The sequence below is a fragment of the Pseudomonas sp. NFIX49 genome (assembly GCF_900115915.1).
GTDB lineage: Bacteria > Pseudomonadota > Gammaproteobacteria > Pseudomonadales > Pseudomonadaceae > Aquipseudomonas > Aquipseudomonas pharyngis.
Window position 1 is genome coordinate 104215 of sequence record NZ_FOYE01000009.1, and the last position, 25727, is coordinate 129941.

23 protein-coding genes are annotated in these 25727 nt (G+C 60.6%); 7 read left to right on the forward strand and 16 right to left on the reverse strand.

Annotated features, from left to right (window positions below):
* Nucleotides 1-28 precede the first annotated feature (28 nt).
* Complete coding sequence (gene hydA, locus BMZ46_RS24350; protein ID WP_074688807.1) at nucleotides 29-1468, reverse strand: dihydropyrimidinase; 1440 nt, start codon at nucleotides 1466-1468, stop codon at nucleotides 29-31.
* Between the two features lie 621 nt (nucleotides 1469-2089).
* Here hydA and BMZ46_RS24355 point away from each other — a divergent pair.
* Nucleotides 2090-3574 carry an NCS1 family nucleobase:cation symporter-1 gene (locus BMZ46_RS24355; protein WP_074688805.1) on the forward strand — a complete coding sequence of 495 codons (1485 nt, stop codon included), beginning with the start codon at nucleotides 2090-2092 and terminating at the stop codon, nucleotides 3572-3574.
* Nucleotides 3575-3703: 129 nt separating this feature from the next.
* Nucleotides 3704-4987 carry a Zn-dependent hydrolase gene (locus BMZ46_RS24360; RefSeq protein ID WP_074688804.1) on the forward strand — a complete coding sequence of 428 codons (1284 nt, stop codon included), beginning with the start codon at nucleotides 3704-3706 and terminating at the stop codon, nucleotides 4985-4987.
* A gap of 60 nt (nucleotides 4988-5047) precedes the next feature.
* On the opposite strand, the gene BMZ46_RS24365 is transcribed toward BMZ46_RS24360, so the two are convergent.
* Nucleotides 5048-5254 (reverse strand): hypothetical protein, encoded by a 207-nt coding sequence (locus BMZ46_RS24365; protein ID WP_039767201.1) that lies wholly within the window; start codon nucleotides 5252-5254, stop codon nucleotides 5048-5050.
* A gap of 172 nt (nucleotides 5255-5426) precedes the next feature.
* On the opposite strand from BMZ46_RS24365, the gene BMZ46_RS24370 reads away from it, so the two are divergent.
* The 3 genes from BMZ46_RS24370 to BMZ46_RS24380 all read left to right on the forward strand — a co-directional run bounded on the left by BMZ46_RS24370 (nucleotide 5427) and on the right by BMZ46_RS24380 (nucleotide 8856).
* Entirely contained in the window at nucleotides 5427-6917 is a 1491-nt protein-coding gene (locus BMZ46_RS24370; protein ID WP_074688802.1) for a helix-turn-helix transcriptional regulator, read from the forward strand.
* Nucleotides 6918-7107: 190 nt separating this feature from the next.
* Entirely contained in the window at nucleotides 7108-7350 is a 243-nt protein-coding gene (locus tag BMZ46_RS24375) for a DUF1652 domain-containing protein (protein ID WP_039767197.1), read from the forward strand.
* Nucleotides 7351-8259: 909 nt separating this feature from the next.
* Nucleotides 8260-8856, forward strand: coding sequence for a trimeric intracellular cation channel family protein (locus BMZ46_RS24380; protein ID WP_254778409.1), 597 nt, complete (start codon nucleotides 8260-8262; stop codon nucleotides 8854-8856).
* A 45-nt stretch (nucleotides 8857-8901) separates the two neighbouring features.
* Here BMZ46_RS24380 and BMZ46_RS24385 read toward each other — a convergent pair whose 3' ends face one another.
* Nucleotides 8902-9669, reverse strand: a complete 768-nt coding sequence (locus BMZ46_RS24385) for an SDR family oxidoreductase (protein WP_039767192.1) — start codon at nucleotides 9667-9669, stop codon at nucleotides 8902-8904.
* A gap of 38 nt (nucleotides 9670-9707) precedes the next feature.
* On the reverse strand, nucleotides 9708-10775 hold the full coding sequence (locus tag BMZ46_RS24390; protein WP_074688799.1) for a phosphotransferase family protein: 1068 nt from the start codon (nucleotides 10773-10775) through the stop codon (nucleotides 9708-9710).
* Nucleotides 10776-10965: 190 nt separating this feature from the next.
* Here BMZ46_RS24390 and BMZ46_RS24395 point away from each other — a divergent pair, with 190 nt between their 5' ends.
* Entirely contained in the window at nucleotides 10966-11361 is a 396-nt protein-coding gene (locus tag BMZ46_RS24395; RefSeq protein WP_039767186.1) for a DUF4280 domain-containing protein, read from the forward strand.
* A gap of 1 nt (nucleotide 11362) precedes the next feature.
* Here BMZ46_RS24395 and BMZ46_RS24400 read toward each other — a convergent pair whose 3' ends face one another.
* From BMZ46_RS24400 to tssB, 12 genes are all read right to left on the reverse strand, one after another.
* The gene (locus BMZ46_RS24400; protein ID WP_074688797.1) at nucleotides 11363-11905 is read right to left on the reverse strand and encodes a toxin-antitoxin system YwqK family antitoxin; all 543 of its coding nucleotides are present in this window, start codon (nucleotides 11903-11905) and stop codon (nucleotides 11363-11365) included.
* A 12-nt stretch (nucleotides 11906-11917) separates the two neighbouring features.
* Nucleotides 11918-13927 (reverse strand): type VI secretion system Vgr family protein, encoded by a 2010-nt coding sequence (gene tssI / locus BMZ46_RS24405; protein ID WP_074688795.1) that lies wholly within the window; start codon nucleotides 13925-13927, stop codon nucleotides 11918-11920.
* A gap of 19 nt (nucleotides 13928-13946) precedes the next feature.
* Nucleotides 13947-14861, reverse strand: a complete 915-nt coding sequence (locus BMZ46_RS24410) for an endonuclease/exonuclease/phosphatase family protein (RefSeq protein WP_074688793.1) — start codon at nucleotides 14859-14861, stop codon at nucleotides 13947-13949.
* Between the two features lie 29 nt (nucleotides 14862-14890).
* A complete protein-coding gene (locus BMZ46_RS24415) occupies nucleotides 14891-15481 on the reverse strand; it encodes a hypothetical protein (protein WP_074688791.1) in 591 nt (196 codons plus the stop codon).
* Nucleotides 15482-15564: 83 nt separating this feature from the next.
* Nucleotides 15565-16536, reverse strand: a complete 972-nt coding sequence (locus BMZ46_RS24420) for a hypothetical protein (RefSeq protein WP_074688789.1) — start codon at nucleotides 16534-16536, stop codon at nucleotides 15565-15567.
* A gap of 73 nt (nucleotides 16537-16609) precedes the next feature.
* On the reverse strand, nucleotides 16610-19150 hold the full coding sequence (gene tssH, locus BMZ46_RS24425; protein ID WP_074688787.1) for a type VI secretion system ATPase TssH: 2541 nt from the start codon (nucleotides 19148-19150) through the stop codon (nucleotides 16610-16612).
* 1 nt (nucleotide 19151) lies between these two features.
* Nucleotides 19152-20177 (reverse strand): type VI secretion system baseplate subunit TssG, encoded by a 1026-nt coding sequence (gene tssG / locus BMZ46_RS24430; protein WP_074688785.1) that lies wholly within the window; start codon nucleotides 20175-20177, stop codon nucleotides 19152-19154.
* Nucleotides 20141-21934 (reverse strand): type VI secretion system baseplate subunit TssF, encoded by a 1794-nt coding sequence (gene tssF / locus BMZ46_RS24435; RefSeq protein WP_074688783.1) that lies wholly within the window; start codon nucleotides 21932-21934, stop codon nucleotides 20141-20143. The genes tssG and tssF overlap by 37 nt, the downstream gene beginning before the upstream one ends.
* Complete coding sequence (tssE, locus tag BMZ46_RS24440; RefSeq protein WP_074688781.1) at nucleotides 21918-22361, reverse strand: type VI secretion system baseplate subunit TssE; 444 nt, start codon at nucleotides 22359-22361, stop codon at nucleotides 21918-21920. Before tssE ends, tssF begins: the two co-directional genes overlap by 17 nt.
* Nucleotides 22362-22376: 15 nt before the next feature.
* Nucleotides 22377-22874 (reverse strand): Hcp family type VI secretion system effector, encoded by a 498-nt coding sequence (locus BMZ46_RS24445; protein ID WP_025111453.1) that lies wholly within the window; start codon nucleotides 22872-22874, stop codon nucleotides 22377-22379.
* Nucleotides 22875-22951: 77 nt separating this feature from the next.
* Nucleotides 22952-24436 (reverse strand): type VI secretion system contractile sheath large subunit, encoded by a 1485-nt coding sequence (tssC, locus tag BMZ46_RS24450; protein ID WP_039767165.1) that lies wholly within the window; start codon nucleotides 24434-24436, stop codon nucleotides 22952-22954.
* Between the two features lie 29 nt (nucleotides 24437-24465).
* Nucleotides 24466-25008: a type VI secretion system contractile sheath small subunit gene (gene tssB, locus BMZ46_RS24455; RefSeq protein WP_007958861.1), complete on the reverse strand. Its 543-nt coding sequence runs from the start codon at nucleotides 25006-25008 to the stop codon at nucleotides 24466-24468.
* A 228-nt stretch (nucleotides 25009-25236) separates the two neighbouring features.
* On the opposite strand from tssB, the gene BMZ46_RS24460 reads away from it, so the two are divergent.
* Nucleotides 25237-25683: a hypothetical protein gene (locus tag BMZ46_RS24460; protein WP_039767163.1), complete on the forward strand. Its 447-nt coding sequence runs from the start codon at nucleotides 25237-25239 to the stop codon at nucleotides 25681-25683.
* The last annotated feature ends 44 nt before the right edge of the window (nucleotides 25684-25727 follow it).

The window sequence follows — 25727 nt, forward strand, 5'->3', positions numbered from 1 at the left end:
GTGGGAACGATCATCGGTAATCCAGGGATCAGCGTTTCACGGCAACCGGGCGATGCAACTCCGCCCGCTTGCTCAGCAAATCAAACACCGCCGGATACGCCGGCCGTTCGATATACCGGCCCGCCCCACGCTCGGCGCGCAGGTCGCCATCGGCCCAGACCACCCGGCCCTGGCTGACGGTATGGCTCGGTACGCCGGTCACGGTCTTGCCTTCGAAGATGTTGAAGTCCACCTGCTGATGGTGGGTCCTGGCGGAGATGGTGCGGGTGCCCTGCGGGTCCCACAGCACCAGGTCGGCATCGGCGCCGACGCGGATCGCGCCCTTGCGCGGATAGAGATTGAAGATTTTCGCGGTGTTGGTGGAGGTGAGGGCGACGAAGTCCTGCATCGACAACCGCCCCGAGTTCACCCCTTCATCCCACAACACCGCCATGCGGTCTTCGATGCCGGCGGTGCCGTTGGGGATCTTGCTGAAATCGTCGCGGCCGGCGGCTTTCTGCTCGGCGCAGAAGCAGCAATGGTCGGTGGCGGTGGTGTGCAGATTGCCGCTCTGCAAGCCATGCCAAAGCGCGTCCTGATGCCCGCGCGGACGGAACGGCGGGCTCATCACGTAACCGGCGGCGGTCTGCCAGTCCGGGTGCTGGTAGACACTGTCGTCCAGCAGCAGATGCCCGGCCAGCACTTCGCCGTAAACCGGTTGGCCCTTGGTGCGGGCATAGGTGATTTCGTCGAGAGCCTCTTTGGTCGAAACATGCACCAGGTACAGCGGCGTGCCGATGGTTTCAGCGATCCGGATTGCCCGGCTCGCGGCTTCGCCTTCGACCTGCGAGGGCCGCGACAGTGGATGCGCCTCCGGCCCGGTGATGCCCTGGGCCATCAACTTGCGTTGCAGGTGATAGACCAGCTCGCCGTTTTCCGCGTGCACGGTCGGCACCGCGCCGAGTTCCAGGCAGCGCTCGAAGCTCGCCACCAGCGTGTCATCGGCGGCCATGATCGCGTTCTTGTAGGCCATGAAATGCTTGAAGCTGTTGATCCCGTGATGGCTGACCAGCTCGGCCATTTCCTCCCGCACCTGCTCGCTCCACCAAGTGATCGCGACGTGAAAGCCGTAGTCGGACGCGGACTTTTCCGCCCAGCCGCGCCACTGATGAAAGGCTTCGAGCAGCGACTGCTGCGGATTGGGAATCACGAAATCGATGATCGAGGTGGTGCCGCCGGCCAGGCCTGCGGCGGTTCCGCTGTAGAAATCTTCGCTGGCCACGGTGCCCATGAACGGGAGTTGCATGTGGGTGTGCGGATCGATGCCGCCGGGCATCAGGTACTGGCCGCTGCCGTCGAGCACTTCGGCGCCGGCGGGAACATCCAGGTTTTCACCAATGGCTTTGATCACGCCGTCGGCGCAATAGACATCGGCGCGGTAACTTTCATCATGGGTAACAACGGTGGCGCCACGGATCAACAGAGACATTCCGAGTTCCTCGCAGGCATGACCGACTTGTGCCGGCTCTAGTGTTTTATTGTTTGCGGCGCCAGATGCGTAATCTTGTCAGCGCTGTCAGGAATAGACGCTAGTCGCAGTTCTGCAATTGATCAAGATTATTTTTTATAAGCTTATGACTGTTTTAACTTGTTGATAAATAACGATAAAAATACAAAATCACCAAAATGGTGAGGCACTTCACCATTTTGACGCACTTGACAGGTTGGAAATATGAGCAAGATTTCCTATGTGAAATCAGCCGCTTGAAGTTGAGCTGCGGGTGATGCGTTCTAAAGAAAAATAATGCAGTGCACCAGATTGAGTCCTGACAGTTCGGACAACTTGCCTGGCATTTAGCCTGAGTGTTCAGTCAAGTTTTCGCGGCCTCACAAGGTGAATAATTAAAACTGATAAACATCAGTCAGTTACAAAAAGATCGAAGCACGGCCCCAGCGCCAAGCGGTTCCCCCGGCACGTTTATTGATGCCGCCGCTGACACCATGGCCGGTGCATGAAAGTTGTCAGTTCCTCCGGCCATCGTCCGGCTCGCACCTGCGTGTGCAGCCGCCTGATGAGCAAAAAAATAATCAGAAGAACAGTGGAGCGGCCATGCAACAGAACAGATCGCAAGTGACCGAGCGCGACGGCTTGTTCGAACTCGAAGCCGGCAGCGACGTCCTCGACAGTCCCCGTTACAACCACGACATGGCACCGACCAAGGTGCGCGAACGAACCTGGAACAAATGGCACATCACTGCGCTGTGGGTCGGCATGTCGATCTGCGTGCCGACCTACACCCTCGGTGGTGTGCTCACCGCGTATTTCGGCCTCACCGTCGGCGAAGCCTTGCTGGCGATTCTGTTTGCCAACGTCATCGTCCTGATTCCCCTCACGCTCAATGCGTTTCCCGGCACCAAGTACGGGATTCCGTTTCCGGTGCTGCTGCGATCGTCGTTCGGGATTCTCGGCTCCAACGTGCCGTGCCTGATCCGGGCGCTGGTGGCGTGCGGCTGGTTCGGCATTCAGACCATGTTCGGCGGGCTGGCGATTCACCTGTTTCTCGGGTCGGTGTTCGACGGCTGGAAATCCCTCGGCGGGACGGGGGAGGTGATCGGTTTCATGGTCTTCTGGGCGCTCAACCTGTGGGTGGTGATCCGCGGCGCCGAGTCGATCAAATGGCTGGAAACCCTGTCGGCGCCGCTGCTGGTGGCGGTCGGCATCGGGTTGCTGGTGTGGGCCATGCCCAATGTGTCGATGACTGAATTGCTGGCGATCCCGCCGAAGCGTCCCGAAGGCGCGAGCGTGGTCAGCTACTTCGCCGCCGGGCTGACGGCGATGGTCGGTTTCTGGGCCACGTTGTCGCTGAACATTCCTGACTTCAGCCGTTATGCCCGCAGCCAGAAGGATCAGATCCTCGGGCAGATTTTCGGCCTGCCGCTGACCATGTTCCTGTTCGCCGCGCTGGGCGTGGTGATGACCGCCGCTTCGGTGAAACTGGTGGGCGTCAGCGTCTCCGATCCGGTGACGCTGATCGGCCATATCCAGAGCCCGGTGTGGGTCGCGGTGGCCATGGCGCTGATCATTATCGCGACGCTGTCGACCAACACCGCCGCCAACATCGTCTCGCCAACCAACGACTTCCAGAACATCGCGCCGAAGGTGATCAACCGCACCAAAGCGGTGATTCTCACGGGGTTCGTCGGGCTGGCGCTGATGGGTCATGAACTGCTGAAGAAGCTTGGGCTGATCGTCTCCGATGTCAGCCTGGAAACCGTGTATTCGAACTGGCTGCTGGGCTATTCCAGCCTGCTCGGGCCAATTGCCGGGATCATGGTGGTGGACTATTTCCTGATCAAGAAACAGCAACTGGACCTGGCCGGTCTGTACCGCGACGACGTGTACCCGGCGTGGAACTGGGCCGGGTTCATCGCCTTCGGCGTGCCGGTGGTGCTGACCCTGCTGTCGCTGGGCAGCAGCGCATTCAGCTGGTTCTACAGCTACGGCTGGTTCACCGGCTCGGCGCTGGGCGGGTTGATCTATTACGGGTTGTGCGCGATGCGTGCGACGCCTTCGGTAGTGAAATCACCGGTGTAGCAGATGATCGTTCCCACGTTCCGCGTGGGAATGCAGCCCGGGACGCTCCGCGTCCCCACAGCGGACGCAGAGCGTCCATGGATGAATTCCCACGCAGAGCGTGGGAACCAACTGCCTGAGGAGATCCCCATGAACGCAGCCGTAGACGTTCTGCAATCGACCCATCAGCACATCAACCGCGACCGCTTGTGGGCGTCGCTCATGGAACTGGCCAAACTCGGCGCCACGGTCAAGGGCGGGGTCTGTCGCCTGGCCCTGACCGACCTCGACCGCCAGGCCCGCGACCTGTTCGTGCAGTGGTGCAAGGACGCCGGTTGCAACGTCACGGTCGATGAAGTTGGCAACATCTTCGCCCGTCGCCCCGGGCGTAACCCGAACCTGCCGCCGGTGATGACCGGCAGCCACATCGACACCCAGCCCACCGGCGGCAAGTTCGACGGTTGCTTCGGTGTGCTCGCCGGGGTCGAGGTTCTGCGCACCCTCAACGACCTCGGCGTGGAAACCGAGGCACCGCTGGAAGTGGTGGTCTGGACCAACGAAGAAGGCTCGCGCTTCGCCCCGTGCATGATGGGCTCCGGCGTGTTCGCCGAAAAATTCACCCTCGAAGAAACCCTGGCCAAGGTCGATGCCGACGGCGTAACGGTTGGCGAAGCGTTGAACGCCATCGGCTACGCCGGGCCGCGCAAGGTCAGCGGGCACAAGGTCGGCGCCTATTTCGAAGCGCACATCGAACAAGGCCCGATTCTTGAGGACGAGCAGAAAACCATCGGCGTAGTACTCGGCGCACTGGGGCAGAAGTGGTTCGACCTGAAACTGCGCGGCGTCGAAGCCCACGCCGGCCCGACCCCGATGCACCTGCGCAAGGATGCACTGGTTGGCGCCTCGGTGATCGTCGGCGCGGTCAATCGCGCTGCCCTCGGCCACCAACCCCACGCCTGCGGCACGGTCGGTTGCCTGCAAGCCTATCCCGGCTCGCGCAACGTCATCCCCGGCGAAGTACGCATGACCCTCGATTTCCGGCATCTGGAACCGGCACGCCTCGACTCGATGATCGCCGAGGTCAAGCAAGTCATCGAAGCGACCTGCGAAGAACACGGCCTGACCTATGAACTGACCCCGACCGCCGACTTCCCGCCGCTGTACTTCGAAAAAGGCTGCGTCGAAGCCGTGCGCGGCGCCGCCAAAGGTCTGGGCCTGTCGCACATGGACATTGTCAGCGGCGCCGGCCACGACGCGATTTTCCTCGCTGAACTGGGCCCGGCCGGGATGATCTTCGTACCGTGCGAAGGCGGCATCAGCCACAACGAAATCGAAAACGCCGCGCCGGATGATCTGGCGGCCGGGTGTGCGGTGTTGCTGCGGGCGATGCTGGCGGCTTCGGCGGCGGTGGCGGGCAAGCAACGCGCGGCGTAAAGCCAGGGTTGGGTAGTCAAGAGACTGTGGCGATCTGGCAGATCGCCACAGACACCCGGCTCAAGTTGTTCTTTTGTGGCTCAGCTCTGCCTTGCGCCGTTCCTTGCCATCCGGGCTGCCGATGTTCAACAGCCTTCTTTCGATCATCACGTTTTCCAGTGCCTGCCGCTCTGCCGGGTCCATCTGGTGTTCGCGCTTTTTCAGCTCCAACAGAATGGGTGTGGACCACGTGCGATAGGTCCGTTCGGTAATACGGTCGCTCGTCATTTTTGTCTCTCCTTGATCAGATGCCCGGCCGCAGGCGCGGGCACAATCCGTCGAGGTACTAACGTTAGACGAGAAAGCCGCGAGGCGCGAATAGTCAACGCTCAATCGTGGTTGGCACGATCACAACCGTCCGCGGTCGTAAATTTCACATGCGCGAACTTGTGGAGAATCAATGAGCCGGGACGTCCTGACCACCGAAACCAATCGCCGTCAGTTGCAACAAATCATTGCCGGGCTGTCTGACGGGGTGATTCTGTTGGAGATCGACCAGACGATTCTCTGGGCCAACGAAGCGGCGCTGACGATGCATGGCGTCAGCCGCATCGGCGAGCTGGGCAACAACGCCGGGGAATATGCCGAGCGCTTCAATCTGCGGTATCGCAACAACCACGCGCTGGCACCGGAGCAGTACCCGATCTGCCGTGTGGCCGCCGGCGAAACCTTCAGCGACGTGCTGGTCGAAGTCTCCCCGTGCAGTGACGAGGAACGCACCTGGGTGCACAGTGTGCGCAGCATGGTGCTGACCGATCGCGATGGCGAGGTCGAGTCGCTGGTGCTGATCATGAGCGACGTCACCGATTGGGCCAACGCCGAGCAACGCTTCGAAAAAACCTTCAATGCCAACCCGGCGCCGGCGGTGATCTGCCGCCTCAGCGACCTGCGTTACATCAAGGTCAATCCGGGGTTTCTGGAAATGACCGGCTACGCCCGCGATCAGGTGATCGGCGCCTCGACCTATGAGCTGGATATTCTAGAACGGGCCGAGCGCAAGGACCTGGCGATCCAGCGCCTGCGTGATGTCGCGACCATTCCGCAGATGCAGGCCGAACTGCGTCTGCCGGACGGTGGCAGCAAACAGGTTATCGTCGCCGGCCAGCCGTTGGTGCTCAACGACGAAGACTGCATGCTGTTTTCGTTCGTCGACATGGAGCCACGGCACAAGGCCGAGGTCGCCCTGCGCCAGAGTGAGGAGCGGTTCGCCAAGGCCTTTCGCCTGACGCCGGTGCCGATCCTGATTTGCAGTGCCGACGAGCAGCGGCTGATCGATGTCAACCAGGCCTTCCTCGATACCTTGGCTTACGACAGCGACGACGTGCTCGGCAAGACCGTCGCGCAACTGGACTTCATCGATGAACAGGCTGAGCGCGCCCGGTTGCTGGCGGCGCTGGAGAAGACCGGCCGGGTCGATCGCGCCGATATGCGAATCCGCAAGAAAAACGCCGAAGTGCTGGAGTGCGCGGTGTCCGCTGACACCGTCAACATCCAGGACACGGTGTGCTATCTGCTGGTGCTGATGGACATCACCGAGCGCAAGCACACTGAGCTTGAACTGGTGGCAGCGATTGAAGAGGTGATGAAGGATGCGTCGTGGTTCAGCCGCACGCTGATCGAAAAGCTGGCCAATGTGAAGAAGATCAACTCGCCGCAGTTGCCCAGCGTTTCGTTCACCGATCTCACCGCCCGCGAGCGCGATGTTCTGGGGCTGATCTGCGAGGGGCTGGCGGACAAGGAAATTGCTGCACGGTTGAAACTGGCGCCGAATACAGTGCGCAATCATGTGGCGACGGTTTATTCCAAGCTGGATGTGCACAGCCGCAGCGAGGCGATTGTCTGGGCCCGCGAACGGGGGTTGTTCTCGGGGAGCAGCCGGGGGCAGCGGTAAGGTGCAAATGCACTAGTTCATGGGGTGCAAATTCGGGTGTCTGACAAGGCAGGCTGTTCTTAGGCTGGTGGGGTGCGATGCGGGTTTCGTTCGTGATCGTGTCCCTTCCGTCGTTGTTATTGGATCAGACCATGAATGTGTTGTTTGTCATTGAACCTGGCGTGTTGCGTCGATTTTCGGAGCTGGCGCAATGATTTATCTGACGCAGTTGCGGGCGCAACTTGAGCGTAGTTTTTCGCCGTTGGCTTGTGAGTGTGTGGTGGATGGGGATCATTCGCTTACGGTGAAGCTGTATCACCCGGCTTCAGGGCAGGTTGATCTGGTGATTAGTGGGTTGAGTCTGGATGCGTTGCGTACTTCGGAGGCGGTGGATGCTTTGGTTGATGAGTTGCGGTATGAGCTTGAGAGTAATTCGTTGCGAACGCCGGGGTGAACTTGGCGGCCTCTGGGCCGACCAGGTTCTTGTTCGGTTTGGGTGAATATCCGGTTCTTCGGGTGCAGCCGCTGGCGGTTTCGCCCTTACGGCGAGTCACCTTTTCCAAACGCCGAAAAGGTAACCCAAAAGGCTTTACCCTGACGTACGGCCCTCGCTGTGGCTCGGGTTCCTTCGCTCCGGGATTGATCCGGGGGCATCGCCTCCGGTTTGCTTCGCTGCACCTCCTCTCGATGTGTTTGGCTTCGCCAAACGGTCGCTGCGCTCCCACCCCCCGGATCAATCCCTCCACTCAGCCTGCCGACGGGCCCTGCGATCAAAAGCGGTGCTCGAGCTAACGCTCATCGTGGTGAGTGGTGAAGAGCGCTAAGCCGACTTGTTTGATCGTTCCCACGCTCCGCGTGGGAATGCAGCCCGGGACGCTCTGCGTCCCAATCTGACATTCACCTATAGGTGATGGCTTGTCGGCGGTGGCGATTGATCAGTCGACTCATTCCGAAAATCGACAGCAAATCCTGCCAGTTCGAGCCATTTCACTGGCACTTGCAGTCCACTGGTCTATAAGGAATGAGTGGTTCGGTTTCCATAGCCGGGCGTTGTTCTGCTCGGCGACGGGAGTTTTCTTCCATTCATCGCGGGTCATCCTATGAACAATCCTGGGAAACGCGTGTGTGCTTCGTTGTTGTCGGCTTTCGGTCTGGTGCTGCTCAGTGGTTGTGCCAGTCCTCCACCCCCTCCGCCGGCAGCACCGCCTCCGCCACCTGAGCGCACTTGTCAGGTCATGGAAAATACCGAGGTCGCCGGTGATGCCTATGCCGACGGGCAAGTGACTCGACACATCACCAAGACCCGTTGCGTCACTCAATAAGCCGGGCGCCGTTAAAGGCGCGGGTCGAGTGGATTGTGCTGGTGGCCGATCTGGTTGGCACCGCAGTCTTCGCCGTGGAAGGCGCGATTGCGGCGATGCGCAGTCAGCTAGATCTGCTCGGGGTGATGGTGATTGCGTTCATTGTCGCGCTCGGTGGCGGGGTGACCCGTGATCTGTTGATCGGTGCCACGCCGCCCAAGGCTGTGGCGGACTGGCGCTATCCGGCGCTCGCATTTGCCATGGGCGGGGTGGCGTTTGTTTTTCATGAGCGGGTGCTGGGCTGGTCCGGTTCGACGCTGATCGTGCTGGATGCGGCGGGATTGGCGCTGTTTGCCGTGGCCGGGGCGCAGAAGGCGTTGAATTTCGGGATCTCGCCGTTTGTGGCCATGTTGATGGGCACGATTACCGGGGTCGGTGGCGGGGTGCTGCGTGACATTGTGCTGGCGCGGGTGCCGGTGGTGTTGCAGGCGGATTTGTATGCCAGTTCGGCGTTTGTCGGCGCGGCGGTGTTGATTGTCGGGCGCAGGCTGGGCGTGCCGCCGGTGGCGGCCGCGTTGCTGGCGGGGGCGGCGTGTCTGTTGTTGCGGTTGTTGTCGGTGCATTTTGGCTGGCAGTTGCCGAAGGTTCTGGAGGCATGAAAAAGGCAGCCCCTGGGCTGCCTTTTCTTTTGCGTCAGAGGCGGATCAGGACAGGAAGCCGCCGTCCACGTTCAGCGCCACGCCGGTGGTGTAGCTCGACGCATCGCTCGCCAGGTACAGCACGGCGCCGGCCATTTCGCTTGGGTCGGCTACGCGCTTGAGTGGGATCTGCGTCAGGGCCTGTTTCAGGATCGCGTCGTTTTTCACCAGGGCCGAGGCGAATTTGGTGTCGGTCAGGCCCGGCAGCAGGGCGTTGCAGCGGATGCCGAACTGCGCGCATTCCTTGGCGAAGACTTTGGTCATGTTGATCACGGCGGCCTTGGTCACCGAATAGATTCCTTGGAAGATCCCCGGCGAAATGCCGTTGATCGAGGCCACGTTGATGATGCTGCCGCCGCCGTTTTCGCGCATCAGCTTGCCGGCTTCCACCGACATGAAGAAGTAGCCGCGGATGTTCACGTCGACAGTTTTCTGGAAGGCGCCAAGGTCGGTGTCCAGCACGTTGCAGAACTGCGGGTTGGTCGCGGCGTTGTTGACCAGGATGTCCAGCCGGCCGAACTGTTCCTTGATTCCGGCGAAGACCTGGCTGATCTGCTCCATTTCGCCGATGTGGCAGGCGATTGCTGTGGCCTTGCCGCCGGCGGCGATGATGGCGTCGGCCACGTGCTGGCAGCCTTCGAGTTTGCGGCTCGAAACGATCACATGTGCGCCTTGCTGGGCCAGCAGTTTGGCGATGGCTTCACCGATGCCACGGCTGGCGCCGGAGACGAAAGCGATCTTGCCGTCGAGGTCGAACAACTGAGTCTTGGACATGGGATTCCCTTGTAGTAAGCCTTGTTATAACGCCGTCATCAGAGGCTGGATTTGGCAATGACCTGCAGGCTCATCTGCTCCAGCAGTTTGTTCATGTGAATGAACTGCGCGAAGCGTTTGTCCTGGGTCTGGCCATGGAAGAAGCGGTAGTAGATCTGCTGCACGATGCCGGCCAGGCGGAACAGGCCGTAGGTGTAGTAGAAGTCGAAATTGTCGATCTGGATGCCCGAGCGTTCGGCGTAGTAATCGACGAATTCGCGGCGCGTCAGCATGCCCGGGGCGTGGCTTGGCTGGCGGCGCATCAGTTGTACCGGCGCCGGGTCGTCCGCCTGGATCCAGTAGGCGAGGGTGTTGCCCAGATCCATCAATGGATCGCCAAGGGTAGTCAGTTCCCAGTCGAGCACGCCGATGATCTGCATCGGGTTGCTCGGGTCGAGGATGACGTTGTCGAAGCGGTAGTCGTTGTGGACGATGCTGGAGGTCGGGTGATCGGTCGGCATCTTGTCGTTGAGCCAGGCTTTGACCTGTTCCCAGTGCGGTGCGTCCGGGGTCAGGGCTTTTTCGTAACGCTCGCTCCAGCCTTTGATCTGGCGGGCGACGTAGCCTTCCGGTTTGCCCAGATCGCCGAGGCCGCAGGCGTTGTAATCGACCCGGTGCAGCTCGACGAAACGGTCGATGAAGCTCTTGCACAGGGCTTCGGTTTTCGCCGAATCCAGCCCCAGCTCCGGCGGCAGGTCCGAGCGCAGAATGATCCCCTTGACCCGTTCCATCACATAGAACTCGGCGCCGATCACCGAATCGTCGGTGCAGTGCACGTAGGCTTTCGGGCAATACGGGAAACCGTCGCGCAACTGGTTGAGGATGCGGAATTCGCGGCCCATGTCGTGGGCGGACTTGGCCTTGTGGCCGAACGGCGGACGGCGCAGGACGAATTCCTGGTCCGGGTATTCCAGCAGGTAGGTCAGGTTCGACGCGCCGCCGGGAAACTGGCTGATCTGCGGTGTGCCGGTCAGGCCCGGAATATGCGCCTTGAGGTACGGATCGATCAGGCTGGCATCGAGTTCTTCGCCAGAGCGGATACGGGTGGACTGGTCAGTAAGCGCCATGCTTATCCCTTCTGCTTATTTTGGAGGCCAGACATCATTGGCTAATCTAATGGCGCGCTCGGGCGGTCACAAGCGCGGTTCGGTCTTATAGGTTAGCGTGTTGGACGATAATCACCTTTGGGAATGTGCGCGGCAGGCCGCTGGCGACTAAGGTTTAGCGCAGATGCCTTGTTCACAAAGGAGCTTTGAAATGGGCTGCCCGCAAGTCTGTGCCAGCGCCACCCTGCAATGCAGTTTCGGCGCCGCACCGGCGGTGCTCAACGTGCTGCCGGTCAACCGCACGCTGACCGGCGGGATGCCGGCGGCGAACATCATGGATCATATTCCGCTGGTCAACGTCACCACCTTCGGCATGTGCATGAGCATGGCCAACCCGATGGTCGCCGCTGCCACGGCTGCGGCATTGGGCGTGTTGACGCCGATGCCATGCATTCCCGCTACCGCCACGCCGTGGATTCCCGGCGGCCCTCCGACGTTGCTGCTGGGCGGGATGCCGGCGATCGATGCCAACAGCACATTGATATGCAACTGGGCGGGGGTGATCAAGATCGTGATGCCGGGGCAGATGCAGATGTTGATTCCCTGATTCAGGCTTGCTGTGGATCCGTCCACTTGCGCAACCACCAGCGCATCCGGGAAATCGGCTTGCCATCGGCATCCAGCGGCCGCCCGTCCTCGGCAAATCCTTGTTCCGGTTCCATCAACTGTCCATTCAGATAGCGCGCATCCACCGCCGGTTTGCCATTGGGATGAAACCGTTGATAGCGCCCCTCACGCACGCCATCGCGATAGAACTCGGCCTCCGCTACTTTTCCGTCGGGAAAGTAGTTGAACGCCTCGCCATGCAACAGCCCGCGGCGGTAGGTGGCCTTGCGCTGCAACCAGCCCTCGGGTGCGTAGAAACTGGCGATGCCTTGCAGCTTGTCGCGCACGAACGGCATCTGCGCCGAGACCTTGCCGTTGGGGTGATAGAGCAGGGACGTACCCTGCAATTCGCCCTGGCTGTAATTCAGATCTGCCTGCGGGCGACCGTCATCCTTGATATTCAACGGGCCGTCGAGCTGGCCGTCCTGCAGACGCCCCTTGAGGTGTTTGTCGTCCTGCTGCAGGTCCAGCAGTGTGATTGCCATGGCTTCTCCTTGTCAGTTGACCTGTACCAGTCCGCCCTTGATGGTCAGCATGCCGCCGCCGTCCACGGTCTGTGAAGCCGCGCCCTTGTTGGTCAGGCTGATACCGGCGTCGTTGGTCAGCGTCGTCCCGGCCTTGTTGTCCAGCGAGGTACCGGCCTGATTGGTCATGGCGGTGCCGGCCTTCTGGGTGATCGAGGTGCTGGCCGAAGTCGCCAGATCCGCGCCGCTCTTGATCGTGAAGCTGCCGCCACTTTGCAGGGTGAGGGTGCCGCTGACCTTGATCGTCAGGTTGCCATCCACCGTCAGACTGTAATCGCCGGTGACCTTGTCGGTGTAGTTGCCGCCGGTACTGTGGTTCTGGTCGGCGCCGACCTTCACGGTGCGGCTGTCCTTAACATCGAGGCTGTCGCTGCCGGTCTGGATGGTCACGCTGCGTTTGCCTTTCTCCAGCGTCACGGTTTCATCGCCGTCCTTGACCGTGCGGGTGCGGGCGTTCTGTACCGTGAGGGTTTCGTCATGGCCGACGGTGGCGGTGGTGTCGTTGAGCACGTTGATCTTCAGATCTTTCTGCGCTTGCAGGAACACTTCTTCGGCGTCTTTCTTGTCCTCGAAACGCAGCTCGTTGAACCCGCCACCGCCCTTGGACGATTGAGTCTTGATCCCCGACTGGGTCTGGTTCGCCGGCAAGGCATAGGGCAGGGCGTTGTCGCCGTTGTACACGCAACCGGTGACCAGCGGCCGGTCCGGGTCGCCGTCGATGAAGGTCACGATGACTTCCTGACCGATGCGCGGCACAAACTGCATGCCGAAACCCTTGCCGCTCCAGGGCAGCACCACGCGCACCCAGCAGGAACTGGTTTCATCGTTCTTGCCGTCGCGATCCCAGGGGAACTGCAACTTGATCCGACCGTATTCGTCGGTCCAGATTTCTTCGCCGGACTTGCCGACCACGACGGCGGTTTGTGGATGCATGCGCGGTTTTGGTGTGAGGCGTTGCGGACGAAATGGCGTGGCCTTGGGGATCGCTTCGAAGCGATTGCGATAGCTTTCGTGGCTGGCGTCGTGGGTCACCCGAGTGACGACCCAATCGATGTTCAGGGTCGCATCTTCGTGGCCGTCGAGGGTGAACCAGTGACCCGGAATCAGCCAGCGACAATCGCTCTCGCCGACGAAGCGTTTCTCTTCACTGCGCAAACCGTCGACCCGCTGCTTGGTCAACGCATCGCCCCGAGCCTTGGCGTTGTAACCGCCGGGATGTTCATAAATCGAACGCGGCCCGGCCACGGCTTCGGCCTGCCCGTATAGCGAAGTGGTCGGCGTGGTGAATTCGTAATCCGTTGCCTTGTACACGCCGGCCACCGCTTGCAGACACACCTGGCCTGAGCGGATGCCGTGCAACTCACGCTCACCCATTTGTTGACCCAGATACTTGACCTTCGGGCCGTTGGGGATCTGCACGAATGCATCGTTGCTATCACCCAGCACCAGCGTGTGCTTACCCTCGTCGTGGGTGAAAAACCAGAAGATGCCTTCCTCCTCCAGCAGCCGCGAGACGAAGGCGAAATCGGTCTCGCCGTACTGCACGCAGTATTCGCGTGGGGTGTAGCTGCCGGTCAGCGACAGCTTGAAGTCGGTAAAGCCGTGGGCCTTGAAAATCGTCGTGACGATGTCTGAAGTGGCGAGGTTCTGGAATACGCGGTTGTTGCTGGCCAGGGTCAGCCACCAAAGCCATGGCCTTAGCACCAGCTGATAGCGCTCGGCGGTCGCGTCGGCGGGGAGCTGGCGGATCTCGGCGACCAAAGCGTCGAAGGGACGGAGCTGGGCGTCGTTTTGCAGGGTGGTGGTGACGTGGGTGGCGATGGCGGTGGTCAGGGTGAGAGTGGTGCCGTCGTTGAGGCCGTTGAGGGTTTGCGAGCCCAGAACGTTCAGCGTTTCGTCGCCGGACAGCGAATCAGGGTAAAGCGCCGACAGCGAGGTGGCGGTGAGGGAGAGCGTAGTGTTGCTGTCGGTGGAACGGGGCATTGAACGACCTTTACGAGAGTTATTCGAGTGTAGCCTTGAGCGTGAACAGCACCGGGAAATGGTCGCTGCGAATGGCCTGGCCCAGGCAGCGCGGCGCGATGCTGACGGTGTTTCCATCCATGTCGCTTTCGATTTGAACGCTACCGTCGCAGCTTGCCTCCCAAGCGTGTGGGGCATGAACATAGGCGTAGTCGAGCATCAGCAGGATGGGCAGTATTTCGCAACGCTCGATGGCTTCCATGTTCATGTAGTGGTCGAGATAGGAATGCGGCGTATGGTGCATGTCCTGCCCGAATTCCTGGCGCAGGCGCAGTTCGTTGGTCGCCCGCTGCAAGGTGACATTACGTACGCTCAAATGGGTATAGCCGGCACCTTTGGGCAGCAATCTGCTCATGCCGAGCATTGTCTCGGGCCCTTCGACGGCATTCACGTTCAGATCGCCGCCAAAAAACAGCAACTGTTTGATACCCAGGTTATCGGCGTTGCTTTCGATGAAACCGATGGTGTCGAGAATGTTGCCGGGTGCCATGTAGGACGCGTTGGCGTGATAGAACGCAAAACCATAACTTGAAGCTTTGTGACGAATGATCAGCGGTGCGCGTTGCTCGGTGTCCGACAGAATGTAACGCTCGGTGACATCGTCGAACTCTTTGGCGATGGCATCGCGAATCAGCACCATGGAACCGAGAGTGGTGTGTTTCTTCTTGCCTCCTTCCTGCGCGAGCACTGAGGCGAGGGTGTAGCTGCCCATCAAGTCGCTGACCAGACTTTCATTGATCGATCCGGTTTTGCCCACTTCAAACAGAGCAATAATGTCTGGCTTCTTTTGCTGAATGAAATAGTCCAGAAACTGCTTTTTATCCGAATACGCGCTGGAAAGCTTGGCCCGCTGATTATCGAAGTGCTGCGTATTCCAGATCATGATCGAGTACATGCAACGCTCCTTCTGCAAGCTCTTTACGACTAATCGAGTGAGTTCAGAACCGTTCGATACACATCGCTGCCGCGCATCAAAACCACCGAAGTAATCAGGCTTCCGGTATAGGCAAGCACTTCGTTACTGCCGCCCCGAAACAACGGGATGACATAGGAAGGCAGCGTATGGCGTTCGGCGACGTATTCTTCGATGTCTTGCAGGGTGGGGCCGTAAATCTTTCCCTGAATCTCGAACCGGTAGTAACCACCGTGACCGAAATTCTCGGAAATACCGGAGTAAGTCCCGCACGGCACAAAATGACTGTAGTAATTGGGCGTACCGAAAGCCGTTTCCACACCCACCCGAGCAACAATCTCTTGATTGATCTGCTGGGCGTTCAATTGATTTAACGGGACAGGAACATTTCCGAGGATGATTTCCTTGCCGCTGCGCAATGTAGAACAAGGTTTTTGCGCGATCCGGGTGCGTATTTCGTTTTCCAGGTTGGGTTTGATGATCTTTACCTTCTGCAGATAGCTGCCTACGGCAATCGGGGCATTGATCGGCGGCAGGCTGGCTTCAATAACAGCCTGCTCCCATAGTTCAGTGGTGCCTCGATATAGAACAGTCCGGTACATACGCACTCCTTCGCACTCGTTGAACATGAGATAGCAGTCACTGCACTGCTGGAGGGGAAAAACCGTTAATTTCCCGTCGACCGTTACACCTCGACGGCCACGGGCACGGTGACAACGGGCGCCGGCCAGGTGACTGCATCCACTCTGTTGCCGCTAAACAGCAGATTGAAACGAGGATTAGCGGTGTCGACTTTGCACAGTCCAGGCGCCACGAGGGCTGGTATGAACTCTGAAGGGCAGGTGGAGTCGGTCGCGGTAGTCGATGGACGGGCATCTTCCGGGGTATGAAGTGAGGCGCCGTTCACGAGAATCCTCTTGTAGTTATCAATCCATTTCTGGCAATTCTCACAGGCGGCTTTTTTGCCACCGAGGAAGATTTTGCTCTTTGAAAAATGACCCTCGACCATGCCCTTCGTAAAAAACTTGAGCAGCGCCAATTCAGCGTGAACGTTCTCTTCATTGTTTTCGATCACGTTGACGGTTTGTGTACCGATGCTGGCTAACGAAGTCACAAGGTGAAGGCTGCCGGTGGTGGTGTTCAGTTTCTTGGGATCAATGCTTTTGCCCGCCAGTTTTTTATACAGCCAGGCATGCGGAGCCTCGATGTCTTTTGGCAGCTTTGTTTCAATATCGACAATTTTTTTGATCTTGGTCGTTTGTTCTGCGGTCAGGGGGGCGGGGTTGAATGATGCATTGACGGCGTGGACGGCACTGTAGCCGTCTCGATCCTGGGCCGAGTAAAAGTACGCCATACCCAGCGAGTGCAAGGTCACACTCGGTGCACTGAAAATCTTGTGCGCTTTATACAAGAGTTGCATCAGGCTGCTGAGATTGGTGACGCCGCAACGATTGAGCATATTGAGGACACCCGTGTGCTCACGTGGGTTTGCTGCAATAAAAAGACGCTCCTCACCCTGAAAGAACGCGCACTGCACTTCCTGGATATCAAAAGCCCTGGATTGCTCATAAGCATGGGTGACCCAGTTTTGCCCGCTGGCGAGCGAGCCCAGAATGATTGAAATCTTGGCCAGATCGTATTGGTTGCTAAGCTCCATGCGCGTGTCGCCTTCTCTCTGACATCAGTAAAAACCTGTGCCTGCAATGCTGTGACTGGCTAATAGCGTTTCCCTACTCCAACACCCACTCCGCCAATTTCCCTGTCACCTGCGTCATCAACACATTCTCGACATCCCGCGCGCCTGCCGCGCTGCATTTGGCGAGCACGGCTTTGACGATTCCCGAATCAAACTCGAACTGCTTGCCGGTAGCCGCCTTGTAACGGCCCCGCAGTTTTTCCAGCTTCGCCAGCACAATCCCTTCCAGCGTCTGCTCATCCAGTGGTCGATACGCGACCACCGTCATGCGCGCCAGAAACGCCGGGCGGAAGGCTTGCAGGAGGACTTTGTGCAGTGCTTCGTTGAACGCTTCCGAGCCGAGTTGTGCAGTCGGTGTATCGAGCAATAACTCAGCGCCGACATTGCTGGTGGCGAGCATCACGGTGTTCTTGAAGTCGACCACCAACCCGGTCCCGTCTTCCATCAAGCCCTTGTCGAACACGTTGTAAAACGCTTCCAGCACATCCGGGTGCGCCTTCTCGATTTCATCCAGCAACACCACCGAATACGGCTTGCGCCGCACGGCTTCGGTGAGCACGCCGCCACTTCCATAACCAACGTAACCGGGCGGGGCGCCCTTGAGCTGGCTGACGGTGTGGGCTTCCTGATACTCGGAAAGGTTGATGCTGATCAGATTGCGTTCGCCGCCATACAACGCGTCGGCCAGCGCATACGCGGTTTCGGTTTTGCCAACGCCCGTGGGGCCGACCAGCAGGAACACACCGACCGGTTTCTGCGGATCGGTGAGCCCCGCACGATAGGCCTGCAATCGTTGGGCGATGGTATTGAGCGCAGTGCTTTGGCCCATCACTCGCTGGCCCATGCGTGTGCCGAGAGTGCGCACGGCATGGGCTTCGTCGGCGAGCATTTTGCCGACGGGGATGCCGGTCCAGCCGGCGATCACGGCGGCGACGGTTTTGCCGTCGACCTGCTCGGGCACCAGCGGATCGTCCTGACGGATCGCATCGAGTCCGGCTTCCAGGCGCAGCAGTTCGGCGGCAAGGTGGTCGATGCGACTGTCGATGGCTTCGTCGGGCTTGTCGCTGTCGGCGCTTTCGCTCAATGCCAGCAACTCGCGGCGAGTGTCGAGCAGTTCACGCACGGCGACACGCTCTTCGCCCCAACGGGTTTCCAGTTCGCGGATGGCCTGGACGTTGGTCTTCGATTCACTTTCCAGCAGGGTAATGCGCTCGCGGTGATCGAGCCCCGTGGCCTGTTCCCGGCGCAGACGTTCGACTTCTTCTTTGAGGCTTTGCTGACGATGGCGCAGGCTCTCCAGCGGTGGCGGCACGTCGTGCTGGCCGAGGGCGACCCGGGCGCACGCGGTATCGAGGACGCTGATGGCCTTGTCGGGCAACTGGCGACCGGAGATGTAGCGATGGGAGAGTTTCACCGCTTCGTGGATTGCCGCATCCAGCACTTGCACGCCGTGGTGCTGTTCGAGTTTGGCGGCGACGCCACGGAGCATTTCCACGGCGGTGATTTCGTCCGGTTCTTCCACCTGCACCAGTTGAAAACGGCGGGCGAGGGCCGGGTCTTTCTCGAAATATTTTTTGTATTCCATCCAGGTCGTGGCGGCCAGCGTTCGCAACTCACCTCGGGCCAGCGCGGGTTTGAGCAAGTTGGCCGCATCGCTGCCGCCTTCGGCACCGCCAGCGCCGATCAACGTGTGGGCCTCGTCGATGAACAGGATGATCGGCTTGTCGGCGCTGCGAACCGCGTCGATCACACCTTTGAGCCGCTGTTCGAATTCGCCTTTGACCCCGGCACCTGCCTGCAACAGACCGAGATCGAGCACCCGCAAACTGACGTCCTGCAACGACGGTGGCACATCCCCGGCGGCGATGCGCAGCGCCAGACCTTCGACCACGGCGGTTTTGCCTACGCCCGGTGCCCCGACCAGAATCGGGTTGTTCTGCCGGCGCCTCAGCAGAATGTCGATGCACTGGCGAATTTCACCATCGCGACCGACGATCGGGTCGATGCGCCCGGCATGGGCGTCGGCAGTCAAGTCCTGGGTGTATTGATCGAGCACCGAGTCTTGCCGTGGCGTTGAACTCCCCGAAGATGAAGTGCGCGGGCCAACGTGCTCGCGGGAGTTTTCTGTCCACTCCAGCAGATTCGCGCGCAGGGCTTCTTTCGGAATTCGCAGCAATGACGACGCGCTGTTGAGCAGCAAGCTGCGGCGCTCGTCACGGTCGATCAACGCCAATAAAAGCAGCCCGGAACGAATGCTGTCGATCCCCAACACACTGGCCTGTACCACGGCGTCTTCCAGCAATCCCAGGGTGTGCGAAGACAGCGCTGGTGTGCGGGTGCTGCCAGCCTTGAACAAGTCCAGCGCCTTGTTGATTTCCGCCGTCAGCGCATCCCGTTCCAAGCCAAAACGCGGCAGCAGAAACGCAAAATCGCCGCCCTCGATATCCAGCAACTCCAGCAACAGATGCTCGATCTCGACAAAGTGATGCCCGCGCTGCAAGCACCGTTGCGCGGCACGTTCGAGGGCGCGGCGGTTGTCCGGGTTGAGGCGTCCGATCAGGCTGGCCAGTTCCATTTCAGGTGATCTCCAGCTGACGCAGGCGGGTTTCGATCCGTTGCACGGCCAGGCTGGTCTGACGTTGCAGGCCACCGTTCCAGCTCAACAGGGCCGGGGTTTGTCGGCCGAGTTGCAGTGGCCCCGCACCGCGCACCAGCAGCACCAGTTTCACGTCCAGATCCGGGCCGAAATAGAGCGCAGCGAGGCTGGCCAGCGCCGGATGCGCTTCACCATCCGGCAAGAATCGCGCAGCCTGCGCTGAAGACAACGGCCCCAGCGTCAAACGAACTCCGGCATGTTCATCCCAGACCCGAGTACCGGCGACAGCGCTGCGGCCGAGTTGCAGATTGCGTCCGCCGGCCTTCATGACGCTGCGGCTGGCGCGTGGAATCTCACGCCACGCCCCTTCATAAGCGCTCAGTTCCACCGCCACGGTAAACTGCTCACGGACAATCGCCGCGAACCCCGCCAATGACCGGCGGCCATCGGCGTACAACGCGGTGCATGCCAGAACGGCGCAGTCGGGAATCGCCTGGCGCTCTTGCAGGGATTTGGGCAATAACCCGGTCAGCGCCCGCAGTTGCGCCTGCACCGGCGAAGCGCCGGGCGTGGTGAAACCGAGGGCGATCCGGTGTTTGCGCATCACCTTGTACAGCAGACTCAGCAACCGATGCTGGAACAGGTCGAGGAACTCGGCGGGCGCATGATCCTTGGCTCGTGCCCGTTGTTGCAGCCATTCCTGATAGGCGTAAGGCAGCGGGCCGTCGGGGCCGCCGAGGCCGAACATCGGCGAGTTCAGGGTCAGCGGTTCACCGGGGTTTTCCTCCAGGCTTTCGATCTGGCTGGCGGCGAACAACGGCGTCAGCGGCCCGCGCAATTTCAGCGCTTCGGCCTGTGGCGATGTACCCGTACCAAGGGAGTCGGCCTGGGGTTGTTCGCGCTCCAGCAACAGCAACGCCTGCAACCATTCGAACGCCTGCGGATCACGGCGCAGGCGCTGGCTCAGGGTCAGAGCGACAGGGGCATGCCGGCTTGGGGTTGCCATGTCTTGACCTCCTTGTCTGCCTGCATGAGCACCGTGCGCACAAAGCGATTGGCCGTTGCGTACACCGAAAAGAACTGCGCGAGCACCGCCGAGAACAACACCGCGCTGCTGCCGACGAAATGCTGTGGATCAAGCTGCAATTGCACTTCAAGCCCGTTGCGCCAGCCGCGCCAGGCATCGGCGCCGACATGTCCGATCACTCGTTCACAACCGAGGCTCAGCAGACCTTCAATCTGGCGCAGGGCGCTGGCCTCATCGCGCAGGTTGTGCAGGGTCAGGATTTCCTTCAGCGCATCCAGCGCCTGCGGCCCTTCGACCAGCGACAGATGATTGAGGGTCAGTTGCGACACCAGCCGCCAGCGCGAATCACCGTCCAGCCGCGGCAGACTTTGCGGACTCGGCGGATTGCGCAGACGTGCCCACGCCACCGGGCCCGGCCGTTCGAAACCCAGCGGCGTACCGGCGGGCAGGCTCTGGGCCAGATGCCGGTTGGTGCACAGCAATTCGGCGGTCAGGCTGTAATCGGGCAGGTCGGTCTGCGGTTCGAAACGGGTGTCGACGATGCTGACCAGAAGATCGCTGCCGAGCCGGTTCGGCGTCTGTCCGTTGACCCGTCGCGCATGCCAGTAACGTTGCCGGTCACCGCTGCTGTGCTGGCTGCCGTAGTACGCCGGCAGGCGTTGCACACCGCTGGCGGAACTGGCGCGGATGCTACGAATGCTGTGGATTTCGACGCTGTTTTCCCGGTGGCTGTCGGCGATCAGTCGGTATTCGCTGCGGGTGCCGTCCGGGCGCAGCGGCTCCGAAGTGCGCGGAAACAGGTTGATCACCGGTGCGCAACCCAGCGCGATATCGCTGGCCTGCAAGTGCAAGCGGCCGGCCGGGGCCCGATCAAAAACGATGTAGAGATACAGCGTCTGGCTGTCACTCGACACGCCGGACAGTGGCAGATCAAAGAAGTGGAATTTGTCCGGGAACGCGAAGTACTCGGCCAGCAGGCGCATACCTGGATGCACGCCGTCTTCGTCCGGCAGCAGCACCTCGTCGTCGGCGAAACCGACGATCTTCGGCAGGCCTTTCACGCTGGCAGGAGTGCTCCCGGGCAAGCCGGCCAACACTTGCACCGCGTGGGCGCCGAGCAAGTCATAAAGGCTGGCGTTGACCACCGGTGACGCGGCCAGGTGAATGCGCAAGTGGTCGATGCCAAGCTCCGACCACTGGCTGTCGCCGAGACAACGCAGGCTCAGGCGCAGCGCCGAGCGGGACTGCGCAACGCCAGTCAGCGCCTGCGCTTCATCGCTGCCGAGCAACAAGGCTTCGCTGATTTCGACCGGCCACAACCGCACAGCGGCGCTGGTGCGAAAGTGAATGCTTTCGCCCTTGCTGGTGGTGACGAACAGCGGCGTGTCCCGGGGCAGGGGATAGCCGCCGTCGAGGTTGCCCTTGCTCGGATCCGGCTCGAACTGGACGATGGCGCAGGACGGCAGCGGGCGCATGGCCAAGGGATAAAGCTGTTCGAGCAATGCGTCGCTGAACTCGGCGTAGTCGTCATCCAGCCGCCGTTGCAGACGTGCGGCGAGCAGGGCGAAACCTTCCAGCAATCGTTCGACATGCGGGTCCGGGCATTCGCCGGGAGACAATTCCAGACGTCGCGCGACTTTCGGATAACGCTCGGCAAACTGTCCGCCGGCGTGTCGCAGCCAGGTCAGTTCGCGCTGGTAGTAGTCAAGTAGTTGCGGGTCAATCGAGTCGCTCATGGCGCACCTCCAGCCCTTCATTGCCGGGCTCGATGACAAAGGCCACCGGCCAGTGCTGCGAGCCGCTGCGCAACTCGCCGAGCAGGCGAATGCTCAGGCGCTGCGGATGCTCGGGCAGGGGATTGACCTGAACCTCGCCGAGCAGCAGACGCGGTTCGAAATGGGTGACGGCTTCGCGAATGTCCCGCGCCAGCCGACGACGGTCATCGCTGCGCTGTTGTTGCAGGGCGCTCCAGTCGGCGATGCCGTAATCGATGACGCTGGGCGGGGAGGTCAGGGTGCGCGGGCCACGGCGAGTGTTGAACAGGCGCGCCAGTTCGGTGTGCACCGAATCGAGCAGGTCCTGGCGATCGAACACCTGCACGACGTCCGTCTCGCTGGACGCGATGCGTTCGAACAGCGGCGGGAGAATGCCCGTGCCTGCCATGGCCGTTGCGTCCGGTTACTTGCTGGCCTTGTTCGCCGCCAGGTCCCAGACCGTGCCGGCGGTGCCTTCCTTGGTGCCGTCGTCCTTTTGCGCGGTGAGTTCCCATTTGATTTTGGTGAAGTTCAGGGAAAGCGTCTCCACCGGTTTGCCACCGGTGCCGCCACTGACGCTGACGTTTGAGATCACCACGTTGGTCAAGGTGTAGATGATGAACGGCATGATCTGCCCGCTGCCTTCGGCGGCGTTGCGACCGATGGTGATCTTGGCTTCCGGGATCGGCTTGCCGGCGCAGCAATACTCGTTGAGCGAGGGGGTCGAACTGTCAATGAATTTGGTCAGGGTAAATTCACCGATGTGCGGCCGGCCGGAGGTACGCTCCGAGTTGCTGACGTCGTTGGTCACCTGCATCGCCACGTTGTGGCTGTAGGACATGACTTCGATCTTGTCCTTGTAGCCCTCGAGCAGGCTGTCGCCTTTGATGTCGCCGCCGAGGTCGAGAATGATTGCATCCATCGCTTGAAACTCCTGAAAGGTGTCGTGCCAGGCAAACGGGGGAGCGCCCGCAGGAAAATCCTGCGGGCGCAGACAGGTCAGGCTGCTACCGGAGGCGGCAGGGTCGCGACCAGACGGATCGATGCGGTCAGCTCTTCAAGCTGAAAGTGCGGCCGCAGGAACACCGTTGCGCGATAGGCACCGGGCTTGCCGGCGACTTCGGTGACGTCCACCCGCGCTTCACGCAACGGGTATTGCGCCTTGATCTCTTGCGGTGCGTTGTCGTTGATCAGTACGTAGTCGGCGATCCAGTTGTTGAGATAGGTCTGGACGTTGTCGCGGGTCATGAAACTGCCGACCTTGTCGCGCATGATCACCTTCAGGTAGTGGGCGAAACGCGATGCCGCGAGCACGTATGGCAACATCGCCGAGATCCGTGCGTTGGCGTTGGCCTCGTTGGTGTTGTAGACCTTGGATTTGTTGGTGGTCTGGCCGCCGAAAAATACCGCGATGTCGCTGTTCTTCTTGTGGCACAGAGCGATGAAACCGAGGTCGTTGAGTTCCTTCTCGCGGCGGTCGGTGATCGCCACTTCGGTCGGGCATTTGAGCGACAGATCACCGGAGCTGGTGCGGAAGGTATGCGCCGGCAGGCCTTCGACTGCGCCACCACCTTCAGCGCCACGGATCGCCGCGCACCAGCCGTATTTGGCAAAGGCCTCGGTGATGCGTTGCGACAGCGCCCATGCGGCGTTGCCCCACAGGTATTTGCTGTGGTCGGTGCCGTTGGTGTCTTCGACGTAGTTGATGCCTTCCACCGGCGAGGTGTCCGGGCCGTAAGGCAGGCGCAGCAGGAAGTGTGGCAGCACGAGAGAGACGTAGCGTGAGTCTTCGCTTTCGCGGAACGAGCGCCACTTGATCAGCTCCTGGCTCTCGAACACTTTCGACAGGTCACGCGGAACGGCCAGTTCGGTGAAGCTGTTCATGTCGAACAGGCGCGGGCTGGCGGCGGCAATGAACGGCGCGTGGGCAGCGGCGGCGACGTTCGACAGTTTCTCCAGCAGGCCGATGTCCTGCGGGTGACGGCCGAAGGTGTAGTCACCCACCAGCAGACTGAACGGGTGGCCACCGAAGGTGCCGTACTCCTCTTCATAGATCTTTTTGAACAGCGCGCTCTGGTCGAACTCGACGGCTTTTTCCAGGTCGTTCTGCAGCTCTTTCTGGGTCACGTTGAGCAGGCGCAGTTTCAGCCGGGTGCTGGTTTCGGTGTTCTGCACCAGCATGTGCAGGCCACGCCAGGACGCTTCGAGCTTTTGCAGGTCCGGGTGGTGCAGCACTTCGTTGAGCTGGGCGCTGATCAGCTCGTCGATCTGGCTGATGCGGTCGTTGATCATCGCCACGGTGTCCTTGTCGATGGCCATGCCTTCGTCGAGTACCTGGGTGGCGAATTCCGCGAGCATGTCGCGGGCGTAATCCTGCTGACTGTCGTCATGGGCCATGCGGCCCTCGGCGATGATTCGGTCGAGCAGGGATAAAGTCTCGGCAGCAGCATTTTCGCTGGCTTGATTCTGGGCGGCGGCGGGCATGGCGAATTCTTCCTCGGTCAGGTGGACGATCAGGCTTGCGGTTCGGCCGGAGCTTCGGCATCAGCGGCCGGGACAGCGGTGTCCGGGCGGGCCGACTTGATTTCCTGCAAGCCTTCGGTGTTGGCGATGACGTCGCGCAGCAGCTTGTCCAGATCGTCATTGCCGTCGAGTTTGGTCAGTAGATCGCGCAAGCGCTGGCGGGCTTCGAACAGGCGCCGCAGCGGCGTGACTTGCTCCACCACCTTGACCGGGTCGAAGTCGTCGATGTGCTTGAAGTTGAGTTCGATATTGAGCTTGCTGTCGTCGCCGCTGAGGGTGTTGTTGACTTGCAGCGTGGCGCGGGGGGCGATGGAGGCGAGGACGTCGTTGAAGTTGTCGCGGTCGATTTCGGTGAAACGGCGTTCGGTCAGTTTCGCCAAGGGTTCGAGCGGCTTGCCCGAGAGGTCGGCCAGGATGCCGACCACCAGCGGCAATTCCTTTTTCTCGATGGCATTACCGATTTCGACGTCATAGGTGATTTGCACGCGGGGCGGGCGAACCCGGTCGAGCTTGTGCTGGGTACTTTCTGCCATGTCGGCGGACTCCGATGCGATGAGCGGGCGCAATGCATCGGGGAGGCCCGTTCATCGCTTTCCCTTGCTGGACCACAGGTTAGAAAGGGTGGCAGATGACCTGTCGTTCCTTTGACAAACCTTCCTCATTCGGCTGTAGGAACCGAACTACCCAAGACGCTAGAACAGGTCTATAAAAATGCAAGCGAAAAACTTTTTTGGACTGACTGGCGAAAAGGAAAATTCATTTTGTCTGCACGACTTTTTCTAACAATCGGGTTTGCGCTGCTCGCCGGTTGTTCGTTTTTCGGGCCGAAAGTCGATCTCGACAGCCTGACCCTCGACGTCGCCCCCAAGGCCAATGACGACACCCCGATCGCCGTGGATTTCATCGCGGTCAACGATCCGGATCTGCTCAAGCAATTGTCGGGCATCAGTGCCCGCCAGTGGTTTGCCGAGCGCGAGCAGTACCAGCGCGACTATCGTCAGCTGATGAGCGTGTGGGGACTGGAGCTGGTGCCGGGGCAATTCATCGACCGCCAGCCGTTCCCTTTGGGGGGCAAGCGGGCGGCTGGACTTTTGGTCTTCGCCAGCTATAACACTCCCGGAGCGCACCGCCTGCGGCTGGACGATCAGAGCGACGCATGGCTCAAGTTCGACAGTCGCGAGATGAGCCTGGTCAGCAAGGAAAACTGAAACACACCGTCCGCCGCCGGTTCGCGGTGCAGTCGAAGGGAGTC

What these genes read in the sequence shown, in the direction of transcription:
- hydA (WP_074688807.1), bottom strand. Translation starts at nt 1,468, where the DNA reads ATGTCTCTGTTGATCCGTGGCGCCACCGTTGTTACCCATGATGAAAGT.
- BMZ46_RS24355 (WP_074688805.1), top strand. Translation starts at nt 2,090, where the DNA reads ATGCAACAGAACAGATCGCAAGTGACCGAGCGCGACGGCTTGTTCGAA.
- BMZ46_RS24360 (WP_074688804.1), top strand. Translation starts at nt 3,704, where the DNA reads ATGAACGCAGCCGTAGACGTTCTGCAATCGACCCATCAGCACATCAAC.
- BMZ46_RS24365 (WP_039767201.1), bottom strand. Translation starts at nt 5,254, where the DNA reads ATGACGAGCGACCGTATTACCGAACGGACCTATCGCACGTGGTCCACA.
- BMZ46_RS24370 (WP_074688802.1), top strand. Translation starts at nt 5,427, where the DNA reads ATGAGCCGGGACGTCCTGACCACCGAAACCAATCGCCGTCAGTTGCAA.
- BMZ46_RS24375 (WP_039767197.1), top strand. Translation starts at nt 7,108, where the DNA reads ATGATTTATCTGACGCAGTTGCGGGCGCAACTTGAGCGTAGTTTTTCG.
- BMZ46_RS24385 (WP_039767192.1), bottom strand. Translation starts at nt 9,669, where the DNA reads ATGTCCAAGACTCAGTTGTTCGACCTCGACGGCAAGATCGCTTTCGTC.
- BMZ46_RS24390 (WP_074688799.1), bottom strand. Translation starts at nt 10,775, where the DNA reads ATGGCGCTTACTGACCAGTCCACCCGTATCCGCTCTGGCGAAGAACTC.
- BMZ46_RS24395 (WP_039767186.1), top strand. Translation starts at nt 10,966, where the DNA reads ATGGGCTGCCCGCAAGTCTGTGCCAGCGCCACCCTGCAATGCAGTTTC.
- BMZ46_RS24400 (WP_074688797.1), bottom strand. Translation starts at nt 11,905, where the DNA reads ATGGCAATCACACTGCTGGACCTGCAGCAGGACGACAAACACCTCAAG.
- tssI (WP_074688795.1), bottom strand. Translation starts at nt 13,927, where the DNA reads ATGCCCCGTTCCACCGACAGCAACACTACGCTCTCCCTCACCGCCACC.
- BMZ46_RS24410 (WP_074688793.1), bottom strand. Translation starts at nt 14,861, where the DNA reads ATGTACTCGATCATGATCTGGAATACGCAGCACTTCGATAATCAGCGG.
- BMZ46_RS24415 (WP_074688791.1), bottom strand. Translation starts at nt 15,481, where the DNA reads ATGTACCGGACTGTTCTATATCGAGGCACCACTGAACTATGGGAGCAG.
- BMZ46_RS24420 (WP_074688789.1), bottom strand. Translation starts at nt 16,536, where the DNA reads ATGGAGCTTAGCAACCAATACGATCTGGCCAAGATTTCAATCATTCTG.
- tssH (WP_074688787.1), bottom strand. Translation starts at nt 19,150, where the DNA reads ATGGAACTGGCCAGCCTGATCGGACGCCTCAACCCGGACAACCGCCGC.
- tssG (WP_074688785.1), bottom strand. Translation starts at nt 20,177, where the DNA reads ATGGCAACCCCAAGCCGGCATGCCCCTGTCGCTCTGACCCTGAGCCAG.
- tssF (WP_074688783.1), bottom strand. Translation starts at nt 21,934, where the DNA reads ATGAGCGACTCGATTGACCCGCAACTACTTGACTACTACCAGCGCGAA.
- tssE (WP_074688781.1), bottom strand. Translation starts at nt 22,361, where the DNA reads ATGGCAGGCACGGGCATTCTCCCGCCGCTGTTCGAACGCATCGCGTCC.
- BMZ46_RS24445 (WP_025111453.1), bottom strand. Translation starts at nt 22,874, where the DNA reads ATGGATGCAATCATTCTCGACCTCGGCGGCGACATCAAAGGCGACAGC.
- tssC (WP_039767165.1), bottom strand. Translation starts at nt 24,436, where the DNA reads ATGCCCGCCGCCGCCCAGAATCAAGCCAGCGAAAATGCTGCTGCCGAG.
- tssB (WP_007958861.1), bottom strand. Translation starts at nt 25,008, where the DNA reads ATGGCAGAAAGTACCCAGCACAAGCTCGACCGGGTTCGCCCGCCCCGC.